At 42.8% G+C, this 21805-nt stretch carries 21 protein-coding genes and 2 pseudogenes; 6 read left to right on the top strand and 17 right to left on the bottom strand.

Annotated features, from left to right (window positions below; genetic code table 11):
* Positions 1–32 precede the first annotated feature (32 nt).
* From AC0L66_RS20170 to AC0L66_RS20160, 3 genes are all read right to left on the bottom strand, one after another.
* A complete protein-coding gene (locus tag AC0L66_RS20170; protein WP_473570615.1) occupies positions 33–419 on the bottom strand; it encodes a hypothetical protein in 387 nt (128 codons plus the stop codon).
* A 325-nt stretch (positions 420–744) separates the two neighbouring features.
* Positions 745–1797, bottom strand: a complete 1053-nt coding sequence (locus AC0L66_RS20165) for a permease (protein ID WP_265675769.1) — start codon at positions 1795–1797, stop codon at positions 745–747.
* Positions 1798–2137: 340 nt separating this feature from the next.
* The gene (locus AC0L66_RS20160; protein ID WP_265675746.1) at positions 2138–3430 is read right to left on the bottom strand and encodes an alpha/beta fold hydrolase; all 1293 of its coding nucleotides are present in this window, start codon (positions 3428–3430) and stop codon (positions 2138–2140) included.
* A gap of 245 nt (positions 3431–3675) precedes the next feature.
* On the opposite strand from AC0L66_RS20160, the gene AC0L66_RS20155 reads away from it, so the two are divergent.
* Positions 3676–4863, top strand: a complete 1188-nt coding sequence (locus AC0L66_RS20155) for an alpha/beta hydrolase (protein WP_473570613.1) — start codon at positions 3676–3678, stop codon at positions 4861–4863.
* A 94-nt stretch (positions 4864–4957) separates the two neighbouring features.
* On the opposite strand, the gene AC0L66_RS20150 is transcribed toward AC0L66_RS20155, so the two are convergent.
* From AC0L66_RS20150 to AC0L66_RS20140, 3 genes and pseudogenes are all read right to left on the bottom strand, one after another.
* A complete protein-coding gene (locus AC0L66_RS20150; protein ID WP_265675768.1) occupies positions 4958–5578 on the bottom strand; it encodes a glutathione S-transferase family protein in 621 nt (206 codons plus the stop codon).
* Positions 5579–5671: 93 nt separating this feature from the next.
* Positions 5672–6704, bottom strand: a pseudogene (locus tag AC0L66_RS20145) (NADP-dependent oxidoreductase).
* Positions 6705–6841: 137 nt separating this feature from the next.
* Positions 6842–7426, bottom strand: a complete 585-nt coding sequence (locus AC0L66_RS20140) for a TetR/AcrR family transcriptional regulator (RefSeq protein WP_265675743.1) — start codon at positions 7424–7426, stop codon at positions 6842–6844.
* Between the two features lie 417 nt (positions 7427–7843).
* Between AC0L66_RS20140 and cspE the strand changes: the two genes are divergently transcribed.
* Positions 7844–8056, top strand: coding sequence for a transcription antiterminator/RNA stability regulator CspE (cspE, locus tag AC0L66_RS20135; protein WP_102468934.1), 213 nt, complete (start codon positions 7844–7846; stop codon positions 8054–8056).
* A gap of 101 nt (positions 8057–8157) precedes the next feature.
* On the opposite strand, the gene AC0L66_RS20130 is transcribed toward cspE, so the two are convergent.
* Positions 8158–8934, bottom strand: a complete 777-nt coding sequence (locus tag AC0L66_RS20130) for an AraC family transcriptional regulator (RefSeq protein WP_473570611.1) — start codon at positions 8932–8934, stop codon at positions 8158–8160.
* A 99-nt stretch (positions 8935–9033) separates the two neighbouring features.
* On the opposite strand from AC0L66_RS20130, the gene AC0L66_RS20125 reads away from it, so the two are divergent.
* The gene (locus AC0L66_RS20125) at positions 9034–10215 is read left to right on the top strand and encodes a multidrug effflux MFS transporter (protein WP_473570609.1); all 1182 of its coding nucleotides are present in this window, start codon (positions 9034–9036) and stop codon (positions 10213–10215) included.
* A gap of 118 nt (positions 10216–10333) precedes the next feature.
* Here the strand turns inward: AC0L66_RS20125 and AC0L66_RS20120 are convergent, their stop codons facing one another.
* The 6 genes from AC0L66_RS20120 to AC0L66_RS20095 all read right to left on the bottom strand — a co-directional run bounded on the left by AC0L66_RS20120 (position 10334) and on the right by AC0L66_RS20095 (position 14870).
* The gene (locus tag AC0L66_RS20120) at positions 10334–10594 is read right to left on the bottom strand and encodes an HP1242/YdcH family protein (protein WP_265675767.1); all 261 of its coding nucleotides are present in this window, start codon (positions 10592–10594) and stop codon (positions 10334–10336) included.
* Between the two features lie 100 nt (positions 10595–10694).
* Positions 10695–11456 carry a regulatory protein RecX gene (locus tag AC0L66_RS20115; RefSeq protein WP_473570927.1) on the bottom strand — a complete coding sequence of 254 codons (762 nt, stop codon included), beginning with the start codon at positions 11454–11456 and terminating at the stop codon, positions 10695–10697.
* Positions 11457–11684: 228 nt separating this feature from the next.
* Positions 11685–11837, bottom strand: coding sequence for a hypothetical protein (locus AC0L66_RS20110; RefSeq protein WP_250617636.1), 153 nt, complete (start codon positions 11835–11837; stop codon positions 11685–11687).
* 412 nt (positions 11838–12249) lie between these two features.
* A complete protein-coding gene (locus tag AC0L66_RS20105; protein ID WP_473570608.1) occupies positions 12250–13176 on the bottom strand; it encodes a LysR family transcriptional regulator in 927 nt (308 codons plus the stop codon).
* 147 nt (positions 13177–13323) lie between these two features.
* Positions 13324–14031: a hypothetical protein gene (locus AC0L66_RS20100; RefSeq protein WP_473570606.1), complete on the bottom strand. Its 708-nt coding sequence runs from the start codon at positions 14029–14031 to the stop codon at positions 13324–13326.
* A gap of 80 nt (positions 14032–14111) precedes the next feature.
* The gene (locus tag AC0L66_RS20095; protein WP_473570604.1) at positions 14112–14870 is read right to left on the bottom strand and encodes a hypothetical protein; all 759 of its coding nucleotides are present in this window, start codon (positions 14868–14870) and stop codon (positions 14112–14114) included.
* 479 nt (positions 14871–15349) lie between these two features.
* Here AC0L66_RS20095 and AC0L66_RS20090 point away from each other — a divergent pair, with 479 nt between their 5' ends.
* Both AC0L66_RS20090 and AC0L66_RS20085 read left to right on the top strand, forming a co-directional pair.
* Positions 15350–15586 (top strand): hypothetical protein, encoded by a 237-nt coding sequence (locus AC0L66_RS20090; RefSeq protein WP_473570602.1) that lies wholly within the window; start codon positions 15350–15352, stop codon positions 15584–15586.
* Complete coding sequence (locus tag AC0L66_RS20085) at positions 15564–16772, top strand: DUF1214 domain-containing protein (protein WP_473570600.1); 1209 nt, start codon at positions 15564–15566, stop codon at positions 16770–16772. The genes AC0L66_RS20090 and AC0L66_RS20085 overlap by 23 nt, the downstream gene beginning before the upstream one ends.
* Positions 16773–17109: 337 nt before the next feature.
* Here the strand turns inward: AC0L66_RS20085 and AC0L66_RS20080 are convergent, their stop codons facing one another.
* From AC0L66_RS20080 to AC0L66_RS20070, 3 genes and pseudogenes are all read right to left on the bottom strand, one after another.
* The gene (locus AC0L66_RS20080; protein ID WP_473570598.1) at positions 17110–17766 is read right to left on the bottom strand and encodes a Qnr family pentapeptide repeat protein; all 657 of its coding nucleotides are present in this window, start codon (positions 17764–17766) and stop codon (positions 17110–17112) included.
* Positions 17767–17958: 192 nt separating this feature from the next.
* The gene (locus AC0L66_RS20075) at positions 17959–18519 is read right to left on the bottom strand and encodes an HdeD family acid-resistance protein (protein WP_265675739.1); all 561 of its coding nucleotides are present in this window, start codon (positions 18517–18519) and stop codon (positions 17959–17961) included.
* 378 nt (positions 18520–18897) lie between these two features.
* Positions 18898–20299: pseudogene (locus tag AC0L66_RS20070) on the bottom strand (alpha-amylase family protein).
* 473 nt (positions 20300–20772) lie between these two features.
* Here AC0L66_RS20070 and AC0L66_RS20065 point away from each other — a divergent pair.
* Positions 20773–21147, top strand: a complete 375-nt coding sequence (locus AC0L66_RS20065; RefSeq protein WP_265675738.1) for a hypothetical protein — start codon at positions 20773–20775, stop codon at positions 21145–21147.
* A 171-nt stretch (positions 21148–21318) separates the two neighbouring features.
* On the opposite strand, the gene AC0L66_RS20060 is transcribed toward AC0L66_RS20065, so the two are convergent.
* Complete coding sequence (locus tag AC0L66_RS20060) at positions 21319–21798, bottom strand: PhnE/PtxC family ABC transporter permease (RefSeq protein WP_473570596.1); 480 nt, start codon at positions 21796–21798, stop codon at positions 21319–21321.
* Positions 21799–21805 lie beyond the last annotated feature (7 nt).

The raw sequence follows: 21805 nt of genomic DNA, 5'->3' as shown, positions 1-21805 counted from the left end.
ATGGCAGCACCCATCTAGCTAAACGAGAACACTTAGTCTGACACTTCATCCGTGTCGCAATCGGTACAACTTTGCAACGCAATCTCATGTTCAAAAATAACAACATCGTTACCTTCTTCCATTAGCTCTGCGATTTCATCTGCAACTTCTTTTTCGTCTTCCGCTTCAACTTGATTGACGAGTTCTTCCGCTGAATAACCAAAAAAGTTCAATAATAAGTATTCACGCGCTTCGTCTTTGGTGCACGTCACATTCACCGAAAGATCTGGCTCAATGCTGTCTTGCGCAATAATCGATGCAATTTGCGCTATAACATCGTCTTTCATCGAAGCCGTTAACCAACCAAGGTCAGTACTTACAATGGTTTTTTTACAGTTAAAACAAGGCAGTTGATGAAAGTAATATTGAAAATCAGTCATAGGTAGTTTCTTCTTTAAGTGTTGTATAGCGAGATTATGCGCGTTTTCTGAAAAAATACTATCTCAATAAACATTGAGACCGCCGAATAACGTCACGTCATTGATTCGGTACTCAGGTTTCTAACCACATTCCGTCGTGCTTAGATTTGTTCCTGCACCGTTCGCTTTAGGCGATGGACTCATTTGAATAAGCTATCTAACGATTTTATACGACATAAGGTCATTCCTTAAACAACGGTGTCGTATGGATAAGGCTAAGGCTAAGGCAACCAAAATTCAACAACACCGCCCAGAAGATTCCCTTCTGGGCGGTGTTTATGTCACCTTAACCAAAGATGAAGCTATATAAGAATCCAGCGCCAATCGCCATTGTTAGTATCACGACTAAGAAGGCAGCGATCATTTGATTACGAAAAATCGCTTTGAGCAAAATAACCTCTGTAAGACTTGCGCCCGCACTACCAATAATCAAAGCCATTACCGATCCAAGCGCCATCCCTTTCTTCACCAGCGCCATACTTAATGGAATGACCGCTTCCGCTCGGATATACAGTGGAATACCAATTATCGCGGCAATCGGGATGGCATACCAAACATTATCACCAGCATACTCTACGATAAGATCGGTTGGAATAAATCCATAAATAAACGAACCGATAGCCACACCAATTAATAGGTATGGAAGAACTTGAATAAAGTCAGCCCATGTCGTGGTCCAAATACGCGCCCAACGACTTGGATCTTTAACCGCCGTGACGTTGGTTTTGTCTGTACTACAACAAGAAGACTCTTCTATAACGCTTGTTTGGGCTTCGCTTCCACAGCAAGATGGTGATGCTGCGACAGGTTCAGATGTACAGCATGACGCGGTTTCTTCCTTCTTAGGTTCAGAAACACAACATGATGCCGCTTTATTGGAAGAATCGTATGCTTCCGGCTTAACGTATTTCTCAAAACCAAGCTTCTCTAAAACATATCCTGCGGTTACGGACACACTCATTGCGATAGCGAAGTAAAACAGCGCGACTTCCCAACCAAATGTCACAACAAATAAACCAATAATAATTGGGTTCAGAAGCGGACTCGCAAACAAGAACACCATCATTGGACCAAACCCGGCTCTCGCCCTTAATAGCCCTTTAAGAAAAGGAATCGTTGAACACGAGCAAAATGGCGTGATAGAACCCAACAACGCCGCGATGACATAACCTTTACCTTGCTTAGAGCTTAATATCGACTGCACTTTCTCAGGCGTCATGAAATCTTGAATAATGCCAACAACATAGCTGATGACTAGAAACAAGATGACTAATTCTGTCGCGAGAAAAGCAAACATGCCCAGTGCTTCTTTTCCCATATCTATAAATGTAGGACTCATCATTTTTTTAACTCTTCATTTCGAATATTCCGGAATTATAGATCTACAGCGAACCATGTCAATATATATTTCGAAAACATTAGAAATATCTGTTTTCACCCTAGGCAATGCACGCTATGACAATGACATTGCGGTATGAGAGACTTTAGCGGTAGGTTACGGTAAGTAGCTTTAACGGCTGTTAGCTTTAACGGCAACTAACTTTATCTTTACTGCGAAGCACTTCGCGGGCGGTTTAGATTATCAAAATGACAGAATGCAAAACGCCGCGTAAAGCGGCGTTTTGCATTAATCTATCTTGTCATAGAACTTGTCTATAGCACTTAGATTGATAAGGCGATCACTGGGGAAGGTTATCCAGCGCATTCGCCATCGTCACTAAACTGTCCAAAATACGTTCACCATCTACCCCAATACCATTATGCTCATACTCATTAGTGATCCAAGCTTTCGATAATGGCAGCGCAGCCAACGTTTCTCGGCTGTAATCAAGCTCTACATACATATCATCGGCGTAAACCGCACAAGCGACGGGGACGGTGTTCTGGCTCAGTATTTCAGCGTTATAGAGCTCGCACCAATCTTCTTTTTTGGCCAGTAGGTGGGCAGCTTCACGCAGTGGCTTTAAGGTTTCTAGCTGATCAAACATCCATGGATAGACCATTTCGCCAGTAAACTTAAATGCTTGTCCTGGTTGATAATTAAATGTCGCGTACTGGTCACGGACTCGATGAGCAGACCAATTAGACGCCGACCCTTGGCAGTAGATTGACTCATGCAGAATCGCATAAATGGGGTTCGTAAGGTACGCTTGCTCTTGTTGCATCTGATTCAAAAAGCTATAGCTCAGCTGCTTCTGTCCGTTTACTTGTATAAAGGCGCTCTCGAGCGTTAAATACAGTGGCATATTCGCACCACCTCGACCAAGATTAATACCAATCAATTGAAACTGTTCAACGGTAAATGGTTGGCCATTTGGCAGTGTTACGTTATTTTCAAGCAAATACTGAGCAATCTCGCAACACATAGCTTGAGCCTGAGGAAACTGAGCAAAAAACGCCGCATTCTTGTCTGTTACTCGTTGATAAGTGGCTTGGTACACATCGTCAGCATGACGTGAAATTGAAGGTATCCCTCCAGTCACATAACAGCGCAGTAAGCTTTGTGGAAACAGCGATAAATACGTTAACGTACAAAATCCGCCAAAACTTTGCCCTAATGTCGCCCATTGTTTTATACCTAATCGCTCACGTATCGCTTCCGCATCTCGGACAATATTGTCGGCGCGAAAATGCGACAAGTAGTGAGCTTGCTGCTCTGCGCTGAGGTGCGCTAATGACTCTTGATTTATGACCGAGCTATTTCCAGTGCCACGTTGATCGAGCAGTAACACTCGGTATTCTTGTAGCGCACGTTTCAACCATCCCGACTCTCCACTTGCGCGCGGAGAAGGAAAGCCCGGTCCGCCTTGAAAATAAACCAACCAAGGAAGATCTTGACCGTCTTTACCCAAATCAACAAGTTCACGAGCAAATACTTGAATCCGCTCACTGCCCTCATCTTGATAATTCAAAGGCAGGGTAAAAGTATGCTGGCGATACAGCGTGGTTCCATCAATAAAGCTCGATTGCACGTCACTTTCCTTTTTATCACGTCGTGTATGAGAGGCTGCCTAGTCACAAAGGCAACGCTTAGCCAAAAATATTACCATTAATTTTGAGGGAAAGCGTAAAGCTAATGTCATGAGGGATTACAGGGATTATTATCACAATAATTAAAGCGTGCTGTACCTCACCGAGAGGTTCACATTTTTTCGACATCGCTAATATTACTCTAGCGGCACTCAGTTTCTCTACCCTACCCAATAAAGAGTACCGCATGAACATAAAACTAATTTCGTTAAACGTATTACTTGGGCTCGTCTCTTTTGGCTCATTAGCCGCCAATATCGATGCTCACGAAAAATTCCGTGGTGAGCAAGCCCTAGAAGCTGACCAATCACAATGGTTTCGTGAGTTGAGAATGGAAAACTGGACAGAAATAGTACCAGAACAAGATATTCGAAATACACTCAGTAAAATCAATTCGGGTCATACGCTCCGTGACTTCATTAATAATAATGAACCCGGTCACTGGACCTATGAATTTACCAAAGTAGCGAATGACTACGCGGCCTCAGCCAACGATTATGATTCCTATCGTCAGGCTTCTATGATGTATCTAATTGCCTCGTACCCCAACCATATGACACAGCACGAACATGTCGCGATTGAGCGTTCCGTCGATCTGTATTTACAAGCAGAATCATTGAGTCAGACTATCGATGTTGAACGCATTACGATGCCTTTAGCCAACGGGCTCTCGATCACGGGTTTATTACATCGCCCAAAGGGTGTATCGAAGCCAGCGGTAGTCTTGTATACCGGAGGGGTGGACAAAATTCTAACGGAGCACAGAGCAGCGATTGAAGGGCTATTAAACCAAGGCTTTGCAGTGGTGACATTCGATATTCCCGGTGGGGGGTTGAATAACAACATCACCGTTGAGATAGGAAAAGAAGATCAGGCTCATCAAGCCGCACTTGCCTATGTTAAATCTGATCAGCGACTCAATGGCAACAATGTCGGCGCACTCAGTTCATCTGGCGGAGGAGTGTCATTAATGACATTCATCTTAAATACTCCAGAACTAAAAGCGGGGGTTGCACGTTGCGCTGTGGTAACAGACGTACTTACCGATACTCAAGTTTTCCATCATGCACCGCTCATGTCTTCCATGTCTTACGGTTATCGCATCGGGGTTGAAGACGTCAGCGATCTCGACTCGTACGGTAAATGGACCATCCCGTTAGCACTGAAGACAAAAGGCTTCAAAACCAATGAAACCGACGTGCCTGTGCTCGCAATCAATACTAAAGATGACATGGTTAACCCACCGAAAGAGATGGAATACACCGCTGGGCTATCCACAAAGGGGGAAGTGGCGTATTTTGGAAATTCAGGCCATTGCCCAGATGGGGAAGAAGCCGAAAACGCCGTCGTTAGCTTCTTTGATAAGTATATGTAAAGCGGAAAAAACGAACCCTACACCAGCACAAACTGGTGTAGGGACAAACCATGAATAACGTAAGCTGTTACTCATTAAGTGATAACAAACTGCGCTATGATGAATAGCTGTCTTCTACCTGATCGGCCTTATTGAACGCATCATGAGTAGCAAGTAACTTGGCGTAACGCTCTAGGTTGGTGAAGTGCACAATTGAACCGTTATTGACCAAGTTTTCAATAATAAAAGACATCATAATATCAGCGCCAGTTAAGCGCTCGCCAACCAAGTACGTTTTGCCAGCTAAGCTTTGATCAAAATAGCTCAACACCTTCAACGTTTCTGTGTCTGCATAGTCAGCTAAGAAATTCGTTTTACAGCCATCTTTCGTCACAAACAGCTTTAAGAGTAACGGCAGCATGGCGGAACTTTCGGCAAAATGCAGCCATTGTGAATACTCGGTATATTCACGCGTACCACGCTTTGGGGCCAATGCTCCCTGACCATACTTATCAATTAAATATTCCGTAATCGCGCCTGATTCGGTGACAATCAACCCATCGTCTTCCAGTACCGGAGACTTACCCAATGGATGAATACTTTTGAGCTCAGGTGGTGCCAAAAATGTCACGCTGTCTCTTTGATATGGCGTAACCTGGTAATCCACTCCCAATTCTTCAAGTAACCAAATAATGCGTTTAGAACGTGATTTATTTAAATGATGTAGCGTAATCATAAATGTCCCTTTGTCTGTTTCGCCGTGTGTAACGGTCGTATTCATTCACGCCTCGCACTAGTGAGTCCTGATACGAGGCGTCTGATATCGGCGTTATTTAGGCTGGTTAACCTGAATAACTAACTTACCAAAGTTTTTACCTTCAAGTAGCCCCATAAAAGCTTCTGGCGCTTGCTCTAGTCCATCGACAAGGTGCTCACGATATTGCATCTTCCCTTCTGCCAGCCACGCCGTCATATCTTGAGCGAATTCATTGTAACGATGCGCGTAGTCATCAAAAATAATAAAGCCCTGCATTTTAATGCGTTTCACGAGCAGTGCACCCATCAATGCTGACATGCGATCTGGGCCCTCTGGCAGTGAGGTAGCGTTGTATTGAGACACTAAACCACACAGCGGGACACGTGCTGCGGTATTCAATAGCGGCAATACCGCATCAAACACTTTACCGCCAACGTTTTCAAAATAAACATCGATGCCTTTATCACACGCCGCCGCCAGTTGTTCAGCAAAATCCTCAGCTTTATGGTCGATACACTCATCAAAGCCAAGGACGTCTTTTGCATAACGGCATTTTTCTTCACCACCAGCCACACCAACAACACGACACCCTTTTAACTTACCGATTTGTCCAACCGTTGCGCCAACAGGCCCCGTCGCCGCGGCAACAACCAAGGTTTCCCCCGCCTTCGGTGCGCCAATATCAAGCAGGCCCATGTAAGCAGTAAAACCCGGCATACCCATGATGCCTAGTGCAAACGAAGGATGCGTTGGATGTTGTCCTAGCTTAATGAGACCTTCTCCATTAGATACTCCGTAATCTTGCCAACCAGGTATAAGCAAGTACCCACTCACCCACTGGAAAGTCTGAATTATTTGACTGCTCAACTTGGCATACTGTTGCCCCAACCATCACGTCATCAAGCTCAACAGGATCAGCGTACGATTTCGCGTCGCTCATGCGACCACGCATATAAGGGTCCAGAGACAAATAAATACTACGTAGCAACATTTCATTGTCGCCAATAGCGGGTACATCAGCGTTTTCAATACGAAAATCCGCTTGAGTTGGCGCACCAACAGGACGAGATGCCAGCACGATACGGCGATTGGTAGCTTGGGTCATTGGGTTTTCCTTTTGTCGTAGTAACACTGATCCATCAATATAATTAGACCAGTCGTCTAGTGTTTGTTTCTAAAAATCCCGCCCTCTACTTGCTGCTAGAAACACATCTACAACAAGTAATCTGGCGGGTCTATTTTTTATTTAGCTAGAAGCTGCTTTGTTGTTGTAAAGGCTTGTTCTAACCCTAGTTGATCTTGAGTAAGTTTGCTCATTAGGCTTGCACCAAGCCAAAGCTGATAAATAACTTGCGCCGTATTTTTGCTATCGGTCACATTAATCGAGCCATCTTCAATCCCACTTTGCAAGCAGTTAGCAATTGCAGCGACCACACTGTTGGCCCCTGATAACAAGGCCTCTCGCATTGGCGTAGACAGATCTGAAACTTCAGCACTGAGCTTAACGACCAAGCATTTATGTGCATTACAACTGCCATTTTCCACGCTTAACCAGCGACTAAAGTATGTTAATACTCGCTCTAGACCAGAGCCTTCTCCACGAACTAAGATAGCGTTGATCCGCTCAAGATAGTGGTAAAAGTAATCTTCAATCAACGCTTCGCCAAATTGCTCTTTGGATTTGAAGTAATGATAAAATGAGCCCTTAGGCACATCAGCGCTTTTCAATAGTTCAGACAAGCCAACACTGGTGAAGCCCTTCGTTACCACTAACTGGTAACCGACATCCAAAATATGCTGACGTGTATCGTTGTTTTTTGTATTCATGTCGTTACCATACATAAAAATAGACCAGTCGTCTAGTTTCATTTTCAACCCTGTTCTCGGGTTTTCTTTCCAAAAGAATTGAGCATGATTTGGCAAGGTCTATCGTCTTTTACAACATAATAAGGGGATGGGGCTTTAGGATAGAAACGATAACATCTTGTCACCACTGCAATTTAAATAAAAGTCAAAAAAAAGCTGTACAAAAAACAAACAATCTATACTATATCGCTCAGTTGTTCAGAGAGTTATTAAATGCAGCATCGAGTACAAGTAAAACTTCCACTACTAAACCTTGGTTTTGTAGTTAGGCGTTTCCCTTTTATTTAAGCGTAACATGATATAATTCAACCAATTAGCAAGCTACAATAGATTGTTAATATTGAACTTTTCTTAAATCAAATGAATAAGGGGCATCACATGTCTAACACAACAACTGGTACAGTAAAATGGTTCAACGAAACTAAAGGTTTCGGTTTTCTAACTCAAGATAACGGTGGCGATGATGTATTCGTACATTTCCGTGCTATCGCATCTGAAGGTTTCAAAACACTTAACGAAGGCCAAAAAGTGTCTTTCGAAGTTGAGCAAGGTCAAAAAGGCCTACAAGCGAACAACGTTGTTGCTATCTAACTAGCCGCAATGAGTATTCATTTCGGTGAATGCTAAAACGAATAAATGAAAGGTCGCCATTGGCGGCCTTTTTTGTGCTTGCTGTAAAAGCCTATTTCGCATTAAAGCTCGCGCTGCTTGGTAAAACTTAACGGCGTCTCCCCTGTATGCTGTTTAAAAAAAGCAATAAATGCGCTGTCAGATGAGAAAGCCAACCTGTGAGCAACATCCCCAACTTGCCCTCCTTCGCATAACCACTCAATCGCTTTAAGTAATCGCCACTGCTGACGCCAATCTTGGTATGGCATGCCCGTTTCATCTTTAAAAATGCGCGTCACGGTTTTAGTACTTGCGCCGACTTGTGTCGCTAACGTGGTAAGGCTGGGTGCTAAATACGCGCCGGATGAGAGTTGCTGATTAAAGCCTTGCAACCTCTTGTGCTTGGGAAGAGGCAGATAAAAGGCGTGCCGCTTGGCTTGATGGAATTCTTCCCAAAATAACGTTGCCGTTGCATTCATTTTTACAGCAGGCAGATCCCAAGGCCACAGCGCCATTTTATTGATCAGCGCTTTCATCACTTCATTCACTTCTATTGTGGTGATCGTCTTTGGTAGGGTGAACTCGCTCGGTTCAAAATACACCGAACGATAAGCCACCACATTGGTCATAAATGCTCGATGCCGTGTATAAGGCGGAATCCAAACCGCTTTGGTGGGCGGCAGAATGCACAACGAACCTTCAAGTTCGAAACTCATGCAGCCCTGCGGGGCATACAATAACTGTCCTTTATTGTGCTGATGTAGGCCAGAATCATGCTGGCCGACGTCTGCAGCAATACCAACAATAGGCACCCGGATACTATCGGCATCAAAGGCTGTACTCTCGGAAATAAATGCCATATGTCCTTATTTTGATGTTATTGGTATTAATATTGTTAATGGGAATAGAGTAGTCCTATTTATACTTCTCGCCAAGTTAAATCAATACGAGAAAACACAATGAAAACCAAACCTTCACTGGGACTCATGGTGACGATGCTGATGTTTCCGCAGATAGTGGAGACGATTTATAGCCCCGTTCTAGGCTCCATCGCACAACATTTTTTTGTGACCGATGCACAAGTCGCCCAAACTTTATCCATCTACTTTATCGCTTTTGCTATTGGCGTTGTGGCTTGGGGCGTGTTCGCCGATAAATACGGCAGACGACCTGCAATGCTTTGTGGATTAATTATTTATGCAGGAGCCTGCGCGATCGCTTTATTGGCAGACAACTTTGCCACCATAATGTTGGCGCGATCACTTAGCGCCTTTGGTATTGCAGTAGGCTCCGTGGTCACGCAAACCATGCTTAGAGATGCCTACAGTGGTGAAGAGCTAAGTAAGGTATTCAGCCTTATGGGGATGGGTATTGCTATTAGCCCGGTCGTTGGCATGCTACTAGGAGGGCAGTTAGCGCATCTGGGAGGACATCAAGCGGTGTTCTTTACTTTGTTAGTCATAGCTATGCTGTTATTGCTATTTAACGCGGTGAAACTGCCCGAGACTCAACACGAAAAGCGCCCTCTTGAGCTAACGGCTTTAGCAAAGAAAATGTTAACCGACGTCAAAGTATGGCAATCAGCGATATTGGTCTCGGTCTACAACATTGCCCTATTTTCCTACTACCAATTGGGAGGATTTGCCTTTTCAGACCTAGGGTTAACGGCTGACGAGTTTGGCTATAGTGGCGTTGCCTTAGGTATTGGGACACTGTTAGGAAGCACTCTCAATCGTTATTTACTGTCATCACGCTTGCTTGCCAGTCCATCGTTATCAAACACTAGCGTTCAAACCCGCCTATTAGGGCTATCAGCAATACTACTGATGACTGGAGGGCTTGGCGTCAGTTACACGCTAACGTCTATTTACTTCCTTATTCCAATGATGATTATTCCCATGATGATGGTTGTAATGGCCTTTGGAATCGCCATCCCAAACATACTGAGCATTGCGTTAGTCGACTATAAAGCACAAGCGGGCAGCGCTGGCGCGTTATTTGGCCTCAGTTATTACTTAATGATTGGCGTTGGGCTTGCGGTAGCAGGGTATATTCAGCACTTAGGGATAGTGTTAATGGGGTGTGGTGTTATCGCGATTGTCATCATGGTCATTGCGTACCAAAAAGAGCGCCGCTCATAATTCTTCTCTTTGCTATTCATGGCGACTTGTCTTTATGTGCAACACAAACCATTGCCAACTCTGTCATGATGGAGTTCAGAGTTGGCATCGCTAATTACGCCTATAATAGCCAGTGATCTTATTGCGGACTGGTGTGCTTATGGTGCTCTGTTAGCTGTAGATAAAGTTGGTCTTTTAGCTCCATCCGCTTCACTTTAAGAATATGCATATTCTCATCGTCAATAGGACTGCCGGAAATCTCTAGCTGGCGGATATCATAATCAAGCTGATGGTACTGTTGAAGGTCGGCTTTAAATGTCGGGTCATCGTGGTTAAGTTGAACAATATCGAGTTTAAGTTCTGGAAAATCCAAAATAAAAGCATGATTTTCATTGAGCATCGGCATTCCCTCTTCCGTCTAATTACTTATGAGTATAGAAGTTATCAGCGCGCAGAAATGTGTCTTAAAACGCAAAGCCAAACATTGTTCGACCATTGAATTACTGTTCTGCTTCACTTAAAGCAAATTGAATCTCTTCCGAGGAGTATCCCTTACGACTCAACATTCCATAGGCTTTGCTGCGTTCTTTTCGATTCGTAAGATCATACGCTTTCTTCTCTAGCTGCTCTAAGCATTGCTGAAAGAAATCGACCTGTTCCGACTCAGTCAAACGATTGACGACCGCCTCCAAATCAGAAATATCAATCTTTCTTTGCCTTAGCTCTTGGCGGATCACAATCAGCCCTTTCCCTTTACGTGCCAGCTTTAAAACCTCTTTCTCTATGTCGGCTTTTTGAGCCTTAATCTCCAGCTTAGACTGAAGTTGACCCACATCGGCGTGTTGGTTAACGGCTTCTTTTACTTGGGAAAAGCTAAAGCCACGGTTTTGTAGAGTAGAGAACAATTTCTCTTTACTCATTGTAAGCTCTTGATAGTAGTGGTTTACCCTATCATTCAAAATGATTTGTTCATCAATGGCTTTCTCTGCTTTTACCCTATCGATGCATTCCAAAATAAGCGCGTCTGTTAACCCTTTGAGCTTCAATTTTTTAATAATATAACCAGAACCATATTCCCCCATAAATGCACGCTCGGTAAATTGCAGTGCAAAGTCTTTATCTGACTTTAAATAGCCAAAGTCTTGCAGCTTGGCCATTGTGTCTGCGATCCATTCTTCATTGTCTGTTTTGACTCGCAACTTGCTCAGCAACTCGCTTTGCGTCATGTCTTGGCGGCCAAGATGCCACAAAGCTGAGTTCATCACGCTCTCAATTCGCGTCGCTTTTTTTATTGGGTTTCGATCGTTACTCAAATTTAATCATCCTACTTATCCATTTCACTCAATGAAGATCAATCTAGGTCATGTCGCCACACCCAGTCACTCAACTTAGCGTAAGATGCCCAATAGTCATAACAAAAACGCCTTTCTTTGCCCCAAAATGAAAAAGGCAGCCTGAAGGCTGCCTTTTAAAATCAAATACGCTAATAATTATGCTTTTTGAAGGTCACGTGCTGGGTAAGTCAGCGTCGCGCCATCCACTTTAACGTGAACGTAGTGACCGCCAGCGCTTGTGCCAACAACTACCATTTGACCCAAATCCACACCTTTCGTTGCTACTACTAGATCATCAATCGCGAACATGTATACACCTTGAAATAAACAAATAAAAAAATGAACAACATTTATGCGCGCATTAAACCAGACCAGTACCTTAGGTACTAATCGGATTCTTTGTCGTATTGATTAGTTTTTATTGTTTAACACTGGCGGTATTTTAACGCTTTATTTAACTCAGTTGTATGAGGCGTTAGCCTGTCAAATCACAGATTCTTCCGAGTATCGTACAAATGACCTAGTCGATAATAACTATTAAGAAGCTTAAAACAGCATAGCGTTATAAGGGCTTAGCCTTTCATCTACCTTGGTGTAAAGCATACCGTTGAAAACGGGTAAGGATAAGTGAACCCTGTTCTCGCTACGATTTTTCCAACCTTAGTGTGCTACAAAAAGCTCGGCAAAGTTAAGTGCGAGGCATTAATCTAAGCATACAAGATCAACCTAAGTCTTTTACCTTCTTAAAAACAAGTTCTTTTAACCAAGTTATATATGATGAGTGCCTAGAGCGGTGAGCATAAAAGCCTCCAATAGAGAAATCTGGCCCATCTTCAAAATGCTTGATATCAAGTAACGTCATATTGTCGGGGATAGAATGTCTAACAATGTGACTCACTGGGAAAAGGCAATGGTGTTCGCTCACAGCCTGATAGCAAAGATCGATTTTATCTGATCGCAGCATAACTCTTGGCTCAATGCCCCGCGCTCTCAAATAGGTCTCTGCGAACGTTTCCCCTTTGTGGTAATCAGGCATTAACATCAACGCTAATGGCATACTTCCAACATCTTCTGGTGTAATACTTCCTTTGCTACTTATTGGATTATGTATTGAACAACAAAGCATGAAATTAGTCGCGGCAACATGTTGTTGAACGATCTCTTTGGTGATAGCTATTGGCATAAAATTAATCCCCAAATCCACTTGGCTGGTTTTAATTTTTAGTTCAGTATCGTGAGACCAATTTTGAATGTTGACCGTTGCCTTGGGTGCCGCTTGAGTGAGGGCATGAAATAAAGACCCCATTAATGGGTAACAGAGGACAGTATTAATGTGAATACTGATCTCACCTGAATACTCTTCTGGTTTGAAACTGCTGCCCTGTTCAAATATGGCTTCTAACCTCGATAAAACATCGGGCAATTGTCGAAGTAAATCCTCACATTTTGGTGTCGGCTCTAATCCATGCTTTTTCCTTAAAAAAAGCTGGTCATTAAACTGCTCTCTAAGTTTTCGTAGAGACTTACTTACCGCAGGCTGGCTGATAAAAAGTCTCTCACCAGCTCGTTTAGTATTCTTTTCTTCTCCTAGTATTTTAAGTAACTTTAGAGAATTAAAGTCGAGTTTTAACATCTCTGACTCTTTCATCGGCAATCCATGCTTCATGACCATTAATTCAGGTTATCATGAAGTTAAATGTATTGCACAATATCTCATCGTGGGTAGTGAGAATGGATAAAAGGCGTACATTTTCCAATGCACTCCTTTTATCTCGCGAGCAAACCTTTTTAATAACTAATTGAATTCGTATCGATAGTTAATTGAATAAGTATCTTTAGAACCAAATTGAGAGCTATTGCTGACCGCCGCAAGACCGTTGACCGACTGATGACTATCGATTCGGTAACTCACTCCGCCACCAAGATAAGCATTATTGGTATTATTACTACCTGCACTCCCTCCACCACCCAACATTAGTGTTAGTCCGTTTCTCATAGGCTTTAGCGCGAGCATCCCTACATACCCTCCATGACTTTTTATTGGCATCATTAACGGTGTATCTTGATATGAATGACCAGTAGAAATCACAGTACGTCCTTCTGTGTAGTTATAGCCAAAGGCTGGAAAAAGTTGCCAGCCTGCTGGGCTTACACCAAAAGCACTAAGAGGCACAAATGTTCCCAAGTTATAACTGGTACTGTCTCCGCCACTATCATACTGATTTTTCTTGAAGTTGAAGTTGACGATCCCCTTGCTAAATAACCAAGAGCCACCAATACGCCATTCACTTCCGTCTGAATTAATATTACCACTTACCATTCTCGACTCATCAAGCCCCAACGACCCATTGAGCGTCAAATCTCCGTTATACCCTGCTCCAACTCGCGTAACTATCTTAGTGGGATCCTCTTGGTTTTTTTCCTCGTCTATCATCCCATAGGCCCAAACATTTAACGTTATGATTGGCAATATGAAAATGACCAGTGTTTTTCTAGACAACATATTTAACTTTCCGACATATAATAATCTTTAACAATTTCACCGCCATCCTTAGCTTAATTTATAGCTGTTTTTTTTATTTTTTAGAATTGATAATTATATTCCACCCTAAAATCAGTGCCTTTTATTACTTCGCCAAAGTTCCAAAAAGCCCTGATATTACTTTGAGTGTTTATTTGATAACTTGCTGCTACCTCATGTTGCCAACCATATAAATCGCTAAAAGACTCTACTCCACCCAATTGTGTGGTGTACATTGGATTATAGTTTAACCAAATATGCTCATTAACCTCTATCTTTGAATAGAAACCAAGCAAGCCAAAGCTTGATGGGATAGCATATCCTATTGACCCGACAGCTTCATCCTCGCCGACCAATAGCGCTGAATCAACATCGGCAACGTTCATTCCAATACCAGCTAAAGGGTATAACTGTATCGCTCCCATAGCTGGAAGTGCTTGAATCATTGAATAGGAAGCTGAACCCAGCTTTTGATTGAAATCCCAATTAATATCCACTTGCGAACCAATACCATTTTGCATATTGACATTAAAGTGGCGATACCGAAGAGAGTCGAAGCTATCGTTTCCTTTTAAACCCAAGGTATCAGCTGCAAAGCCCTTTGCTTCAAGAACATGCATTGCCATTGTTGAATCATTATTGGTATCGTAGGCTTGACCAAATTTGAAATTGAGACCTTTATTCGTTGCACCTATTCCTGCTTGTGAATAGACCGCTAGGGGATCTGACATGTCTTGATACTCTTCGGCAACAGCAGTATTAAATGCGACAGATAGAATTGATGCGATGGTTGCTACTTTCATAGAATTGATTGATTTCATAATAACTCTTATTTTATCTACTCCCTCCTTGGTGAGTATGTAAGGCAGTTTCCAACTGAACCGTATAATAATTAACGACAAAGACTTGTACCTATTTGTCTTTGCGTTGTGAGAAATATTATGTCAAGACCAACACATCAAGAAATGAGAATAGGTACTTTTAATTATTACCTTAAGTTATCTCTATAACTACCATTAAATACATTCTATCAGTCGACTATTAATAGATATTCCACTAGGTTATTATTCAATGTAAAAATTGTTATTTCGCCTTTATTTAAAAAAGTACTAACATTGAAGCCAGTCGATGACATGGAAAGTGTTCATCATATTTTTGCAGAAATGCTGACTATGGAATGTCTATTTTTCTCTTCTAGAGTAAGCTCAATAATTCCATCCTTAGGTTCCATAACTTTAGTGATTTTATTGCGCTGTACTTAATCAACTCCATAAGTGAGCTTTGTATTATGAAAAAATCAATGATTTCTATAGCCTTAGCGACTGTCGCTTTTAATAGTGCCGCCGTAGAAGTTCCATCAGGTTATCCGCATCTTGATAGTGAAGCCGTCTATCAACAAATGGACCTCGAGAATCTAACAAGAGCCTTTGTCGATTTACAACCTGAAGCGGCTTTTATGTCTCTATACCACTCCTACTTCGATGCTCGGTTCAACAGAACAAAATATTGGCATTATGGAAACATCCGTAGATCCTAGACAAGTAGTACTCACCGCAAACTCCGAAACCGTTTATGCCGTACACCCAGTGAATCTAGAAGTACAAGGAGGAGCTGTAGTGTTAGAAGTCCCACCCGGTGTGATGGGAATGGCAAACGGTCCCGGATGGACATCATTTGCAGATTTTGGGTTGACAGGTCCTGATCGAGGCAAAGGAGGCACCTACTTACTGACCGCACCAGGGTGGGAAGGAGAGCTCCCCGAAGGCATGATTCACGCACCTTCTCCAACCAACACCATAGTCTGGTTAATTAGAGCATTTCAAGGGAATGAGGGAATGCAAGGAGCCGTCAATGAATTAACAAATGGCATTAAGACTTATTCTCTCACCAATTTGAATGCGCCTCCTAAAACGACCTTCTACAATACTTCTGCTCCGGTATACGATGATGGTGGATATCAAGACATGCTCTTCCACAAACAGGATATTCCAGCGTTGATTAAGCAGTATTATTTGTTAAATGGCCATGATGCTGAGAAGCACAGTTACAATACCGCACACCTTCATCATGCGGGCTTCTTTGACAATTCAGTGGAAGCTGAGTTGCTTAAAGAGGCAAAGGACTTAGCATGGGAGCGCGTACTTACATTAACTTTTGCCAACAGAGAGGACAACGCCTTCAAATGGGATCGAGGGCAGAGTCAATGGGTTCTACCTAATACAACTGCCGATGAAAACTGGACGCATCGCAATTTTGATATTGTTGACCCCATCGCTCAGGTAGTTTGGGCTCATCAAGCGACCTTTACTGCAGCAGCAATGACTAGACCGCCTAAGGGGACTGGGGCGGTATACGTCGCGGCTTATGTGGATAACGAGGGAAACTATTTGAATGGCTCACAATGTTATCAACTGAACATACCAGCAGAGGTTCCATACAGTAACTTCTGGTCGTTGGTCACATACAACGCGCCTGAACGCTCAATGATTCAAAACGATCACTTTTCATGGGGAATTAACAGCTACCAAGAAGGTTTGAAACAGAATGAAGATGGGTCTTATAGTATTTTCTGGGGGCCAGACATCGAGAATAATGAGAACTCAATTCAAACTAATTCTAATGAAGGATTTTTTCCTTATTTTAGAATCTATGGTCCTACTGACGCATGGTATGACAATAGTTGGGTGATGCCGAATATTGAGAAAGTTAGTTGTGCTGAATAGAAAATCATCATAAGTTTAAGACCCATCTAACTGCTTGAGTCGTAACTGCTTTAATGAATCTCATCGAAAAATGTTAGTGCCTAAACATTAGCATTTTTCTAAAAGCACTTAATCTGTGTTGATATCCCGATTTCAGTAGACACTATATTGATTAGATGAAAAACAGACTTCCCCAGCTCTATACCAATAGCTTTAGCACTGCCTTGATCGTTAACTAAATAAGCACTTTCCCAATCATGCGGCTATGCCTTATTCCTTTTTGCGCTTTAGCTTTAGACGCGTTAAGACAACACCCGTCTTTAATGCCTATCGACATTAAAGACTCCATACTAAGGTCTTAATCCGGCATCACAACCAACCCAAGTGGTTCTAGCAACTGCTCCTGCTGCCACGAGCAAATTTTTACTCCTGTCAGGTCAACGCGTCGCGGATCAAGCCCTTCTAAATCCGCATGGCACAAGTTAGCATTTTGAAAACGAAACTGAGACCAAGCATCAGGAGAAAAAACCCCTCGGCTCAAATCTGAACCAGTAAACGACGCGCCTTGAAGGTTCGCGCCTACCCAACGGTTCTCGAACAAATCGCACTTCTCGATGACCGAGCGTTCGAAGTTGGTGTAAGACAAGTTGCAGTCGGTAATATACGCCGAGCAAAAATACATCTTGTAACTGACCTGGTTGGCAAATCGAGCCCGTGAAAAATTCGCACCTTTTAAGTCACACTCACGCAGCTCTATCCCAAAGCACTCGGCACCTTCAAAGTTACACATCGCCATTTGACACTGCTTAAAGCTGGCGTCTTTTAAGTTTGCATAATCAAAGTGACAGCCTGTTAAATCGGTTGTTTCTACAAACTTACAGTGCATAAAAGCGCTGTCACGTAAATCTGCTCTGGAAAAGTCACAATGGGTAAACTGGCAATGGTCAAACCGATAATCAGATAAGTCTTGGTTAGAAAAATCGTGGTGTTCAAAATGTTTATTTTTAAAAATCATGTTAGTGCTCCTACCTACAGAAGAAGACTAACATCCAGCAATCTTAATTCCTAGAAATAGAAACCCATTAAAAACAGTGATTTACATGGAGCTTAAATCGCCAATTTAAGGCACTAAAAACGCAATCTAAGCAAGGGGTTTTCTTTTATTGGTACGAGCAAGTTTAGAAAATAATTTCTCTTCACTATGGAGCTAAGAGAGCTTTTTTAGTTTCATGCCGAGAAACACAAAGCTGATGCCTTCGATTAACAGCGAAATTCCAATAAACGTTCCCAACAGTGCGGTAGAGAATGCAGGGTCGTCGAGTAACAAAAAGAAATAGCCACCAATCACCGTCGACAGTAAACCACTGGCAATAATAATGCCCCGGCTAGGTAACCCTTGATTGCCAAGACCAAAAAACACGCGAGTCAGACCGTTTAATATCATGACTATCACCATGAGCATTGTGATAGTCACTAGCCCCGCAAGTGGCTTAAAGAGAATAAATAAGCCTCCAACGATATACAACACCGCACTTAATACATACCACAGTTTTTCTTTCCACGAATGGATCGACAATGTGTGGTATGCCTGCACTAAACCACTGAATAGTAATACCGCTCCAATAAGCGTTGAAATCGTCACACCCGCCAGTATTGGTAAGCTCATCGCCCCTATTCCTGCCAGCGAAATAACCACTCCGACGATGACAAAGTATTTCCAACCTTTAGACAGAAAAGCAGACTGTGGTGACTGATTCGAATTTTCCATTTAAGACCTCTTAAACAATGTACTGAAACAATGCGTTAACTGCACAATGAGTCTAGTTCAAGAAAGTTATATTCGCTTCCAAGGAATCGCTTTGCTCCAAAGCGTAGGTTAGACCAGGCGTTCAAAAAACGGTCATTAAGCGATTGGCATCAACTATTAACTATTAACTATTAACTATTAACTATTAACTATTAACACGTTAAGTAACTCACACAGTAAGTAATTCACACATTAAATAATAAAGCGCTCTGTAATTTTCATACTCACGAGCGCTTTAAGGTCTGTCGTATTCAATGAACATAGCAATGATGTCGTCATCAATAACGGGTCATCTTTAACGATCCGTCATTCATTATTCACTATTCACTACAACTGTTCTCATCTCTTAAACATGCTGGCACTGCGCGGTGGCAGAGCAAACGCATGGTAACGAGTCGTGATAGTCTCTTTAGCATCACTCAATACATCGTGGTATTCCACATACCAGTTAAACTCAAATTGATACGTATCCACGGTAATCGTTCTGGCCTCACCACACTTGTTAATGCCCACGATGCCCTCTTTGCCTCGCTTAAAGAGCAAACTACATTGATCACTATACAAAACCGTCATTGGTTTTCCTTGCATGGCATTGTGGAAGCTCAACATACTCTTCATCAAGGTACTGTCCCACACCTGCCCCCAGCGACCGTTGTCCTTATCTTCGGAGTCGGGTAAATCGTCACTATAAACAAGCGGTGTTCCCCCATCCTTACCAAGAATATACGCGTAGGCGAGTTGTTCGTCTTGCGGATCCATTATCTGATAACGAAAGCCGTCATTAGTAGGGATGTCATGGGTGATGGTAAAGGTAATCGCTCGAGAATCATCAAGTGCTTGACCATAGGCTTTTGGGTCATGCAGCTGATTTAAGCCACCATTCATGGAAAATGCCGAGCGTATTGTGGCAAATAAAGGAAAATCATAAGCCGCATGATTGGTGTTATTAAGATAAGGAGCAAGAAAAGCTTCATAGCCTCCATCCCCCTTACCACCACTTGTGATCACCTCACCAAATACGTGCATGCCTGAGGTAATATCAGCTGTAAATATCTGATCTATTTGATATTGACTCATGTGTTTAACAGCATCAATACGAAAACCTTTCACGCCCATAGTCTTTAATGCATTAAGGTATAAACGTTGCTGAGAAACCACCCAATCATTGGGGTCGAGATCCGGCAATCCCGTATCTCCCTCACCGCCACATAAGCGCCAATATTGAACATCACCAGGGTTATTCCAATCACTTATGCAGCCCGCCGGGTGAAAGTCATTTTCAGAAAATAAACCGTGTTCAAGATTACCGTATAGGGTCTGACTAGCGTAGTAATCTGAGCGATTAGCATAGTCGCTCAGCACCTCTACTCCAGGGTAATTTAAGTCACTACGCTTCCAACTTTCATTCGCCATGTGATTAAGCACCACATCCGCATACACATCGACACCCACCGCTTTCAAGGCATCAATCATGGTTTGCAAATCTTGTTTGTTGCCTAAGGGAGAATCGATAGTACGAAGATCTTGTGGCTGATAACGCGCCCACCACTCACTACCACTCGATTTCATCGCTTAGTGATATCAATACTTTCTTATACCCTGCCTGCGCAATTTCAGTCGCATTGGTTTTAACATCGGCATACTTCCAATTAAAAGCATGCAAAATAGTGTCAGCATGAGTGACGGCACTGTATCCGCTAAAGGCGAATGCCAAAATCATACAAGCCCCTGTCCGTTTCATAATATATCTCTCTTATTATTTATTCACCAAGATGATATAAAACCAAACGCCTAGACAAACTAAAACCTAATCAGATTTTAATTCAAGTCGCTTTCTGTAGAGGTCATATTCACGAATCTGTGCGCTATTTATCCTTAGGAGAGACCCCCTCTGTTTAAATAGGACCGAAACGGACTGTCAGGCGCACAGAACGCTCAAACCCATGGCCACAAACACAACTTGCTCATAAAGTCACCACCAATTGCTTAAGGCATGGCCTTAACGAACGTAAAAAAATGTAATTCAACTGATATCCATTGCATTACCCCACAATCTCCCTAAAGTAGATGCTGAAAGAGAAACAACAGCGTAGACTGACAGACAGTAGAAATAGATGATATCAGCCACAGGCGGCTCATCTAAAGCAATCAGGAGTGATCCATAGCCCATTGAAACGGATATGGTGAGTGCCAGTAAGAAAAGGAAAATCAACGATGACTCATGAAACAAAAACAATGGAAGTGCCTGTCGCGATCGCCGATAGGGTTCAAGCTTTGATTGATGCCTTTGAAGCCAAAGAGAAATTTAACGCTGAACGCCAGATCGTGGTAAACAACTTTCTATCTATGGACAACCTAAGTTGTGAAATGGCCGTTTATAGCTTGGCTCAAGATGAGTTACTCGACACTCTCCGCTTCGTGTACGAACTGTCAGGAACCAACAGTCGATTCGTCAAAAACATTCTGACTCAGTCTAGAGAGAACCCAAAGAAAATGCTCTCCGACGCTCAACGTTCTTCCGCTAAGAGCCTTCTGTTCAATCTTCTGAATGACCCTTCTGTCATCTCTGCGATGAAAGAAATGCAATAACGCTACGTTCTCCCAATAGCAAGAAACCAGCGAAAGAATAGAAAAGCAGGAACAAGGCCTCCCCTGTTCCTGCTTTTTAAGCCTTACGGTTACTCGTTCGCGCAGCGGATCTCCCCCCTGAATCACCGAGCCTACATACGCCAGCTGACACATTAGATGTTGAAGGCTGACCTAAGATCCTTTGCCATACGACGTTTTACTATCAAATAGCGGGATATTCTCACCGATAATGTATTTTTGACGTAGCACACTCGATACTTTATCCATTGCCATCACAATGACAACCAGTATCAAAGTAATAAAAGTCACCACATCCCAGTTCCATAAACGCATGTTTTCTGCATAGACCAATCCAATGCCCCCCGCACCAACAAAGCCAAGTACCGCGGCTGAACGAGTATTAGATTCTAATTGATATAAAGTGAGCGCTAAAAAAGTGGGGAAGGACTGGGTAAAAATCCCAAAGCGATGCTTTTGTATATGGTTCGCGCCTAGAGAAGTTAGCCCCCTAGTCGGTTTTCGATCGACGGCTTCATGACTCTCGGCAAATAACTTGCCAAACAACCCAAGATCTTGGATAAATACCGCCATCACGCCAGCAAGTGGGCCCAACCCAACCGCACGTACAAAAATCATCCCCCAAATCGCCATATCGACA

The sequence above is a fragment of the Vibrio sp. GJ43-1 genome (assembly GCF_055808835.1).
This window is presented reverse-complemented; position numbering and strand designations above follow the sequence as displayed.

Coding starts and splice junctions, on each gene's coding strand:
- AC0L66_RS20100 (WP_473570606.1), bottom strand. CDS start 14,031: ATGTTGTCTAGAAAAACACTGGTCATTTTCATATTGCCAATCATAACG.
- AC0L66_RS20140 (WP_265675743.1), bottom strand. CDS start 7,426: ATGAATACAAAAAACAACGATACACGTCAGCATATTTTGGATGTCGGT.
- cspE (WP_102468934.1), top strand. CDS start 7,844: ATGTCTAACACAACAACTGGTACAGTAAAATGGTTCAACGAAACTAAA.
- AC0L66_RS20080 (WP_473570598.1), bottom strand. CDS start 17,766: ATGATTTTTAAAAATAAACATTTTGAACACCACGATTTTTCTAACCAA.
- AC0L66_RS20150 (WP_265675768.1), bottom strand. CDS start 5,578: ATGATTACGCTACATCATTTAAATAAATCACGTTCTAAACGCATTATT.
- AC0L66_RS20090 (WP_473570602.1), top strand. CDS start 15,350: ATGATTTCTATAGCCTTAGCGACTGTCGCTTTTAATAGTGCCGCCGTA.
- AC0L66_RS20130 (WP_473570611.1), bottom strand. CDS start 8,934: ATGGCATTTATTTCCGAGAGTACAGCCTTTGATGCCGATAGTATCCGG.
- AC0L66_RS20085 (WP_473570600.1), top strand. CDS start 15,564: ATGGAAACATCCGTAGATCCTAGACAAGTAGTACTCACCGCAAACTCC.
- AC0L66_RS20115 (WP_473570927.1), bottom strand. CDS start 11,456: ATGAACTCAGCTTTGTGGCATCTTGGCCGCCAAGACATGACGCAAAGC.
- AC0L66_RS20105 (WP_473570608.1), bottom strand. CDS start 13,176: ATGAAAGAGTCAGAGATGTTAAAACTCGACTTTAATTCTCTAAAGTTA.
- AC0L66_RS20060 (WP_473570596.1), bottom strand. CDS start 21,798: ATGGCGATTTGGGGGATGATTTTTGTACGTGCGGTTGGGTTGGGCCCA.
- AC0L66_RS20110 (WP_250617636.1), bottom strand. CDS start 11,837: ATGTTCGCGATTGATGATCTAGTAGTAGCAACGAAAGGTGTGGATTTG.
- AC0L66_RS20155 (WP_473570613.1), top strand. CDS start 3,676: ATGAACATAAAACTAATTTCGTTAAACGTATTACTTGGGCTCGTCTCT.
- AC0L66_RS20065 (WP_265675738.1), top strand. CDS start 20,773: ATGACTCATGAAACAAAAACAATGGAAGTGCCTGTCGCGATCGCCGAT.
- AC0L66_RS20125 (WP_473570609.1), top strand. CDS start 9,034: ATGAAAACCAAACCTTCACTGGGACTCATGGTGACGATGCTGATGTTT.
- AC0L66_RS20165 (WP_265675769.1), bottom strand. CDS start 1,797: ATGAGTCCTACATTTATAGATATGGGAAAAGAAGCACTGGGCATGTTT.
- AC0L66_RS20170 (WP_473570615.1), bottom strand. CDS start 419: ATGACTGATTTTCAATATTACTTTCATCAACTGCCTTGTTTTAACTGT.
- AC0L66_RS20120 (WP_265675767.1), bottom strand. CDS start 10,594: ATGCTCAATGAAAATCATGCTTTTATTTTGGATTTTCCAGAACTTAAA.
- AC0L66_RS20095 (WP_473570604.1), bottom strand. CDS start 14,870: ATGAAATCAATCAATTCTATGAAAGTAGCAACCATCGCATCAATTCTA.
- AC0L66_RS20075 (WP_265675739.1), bottom strand. CDS start 18,519: ATGGAAAATTCGAATCAGTCACCACAGTCTGCTTTTCTGTCTAAAGGT.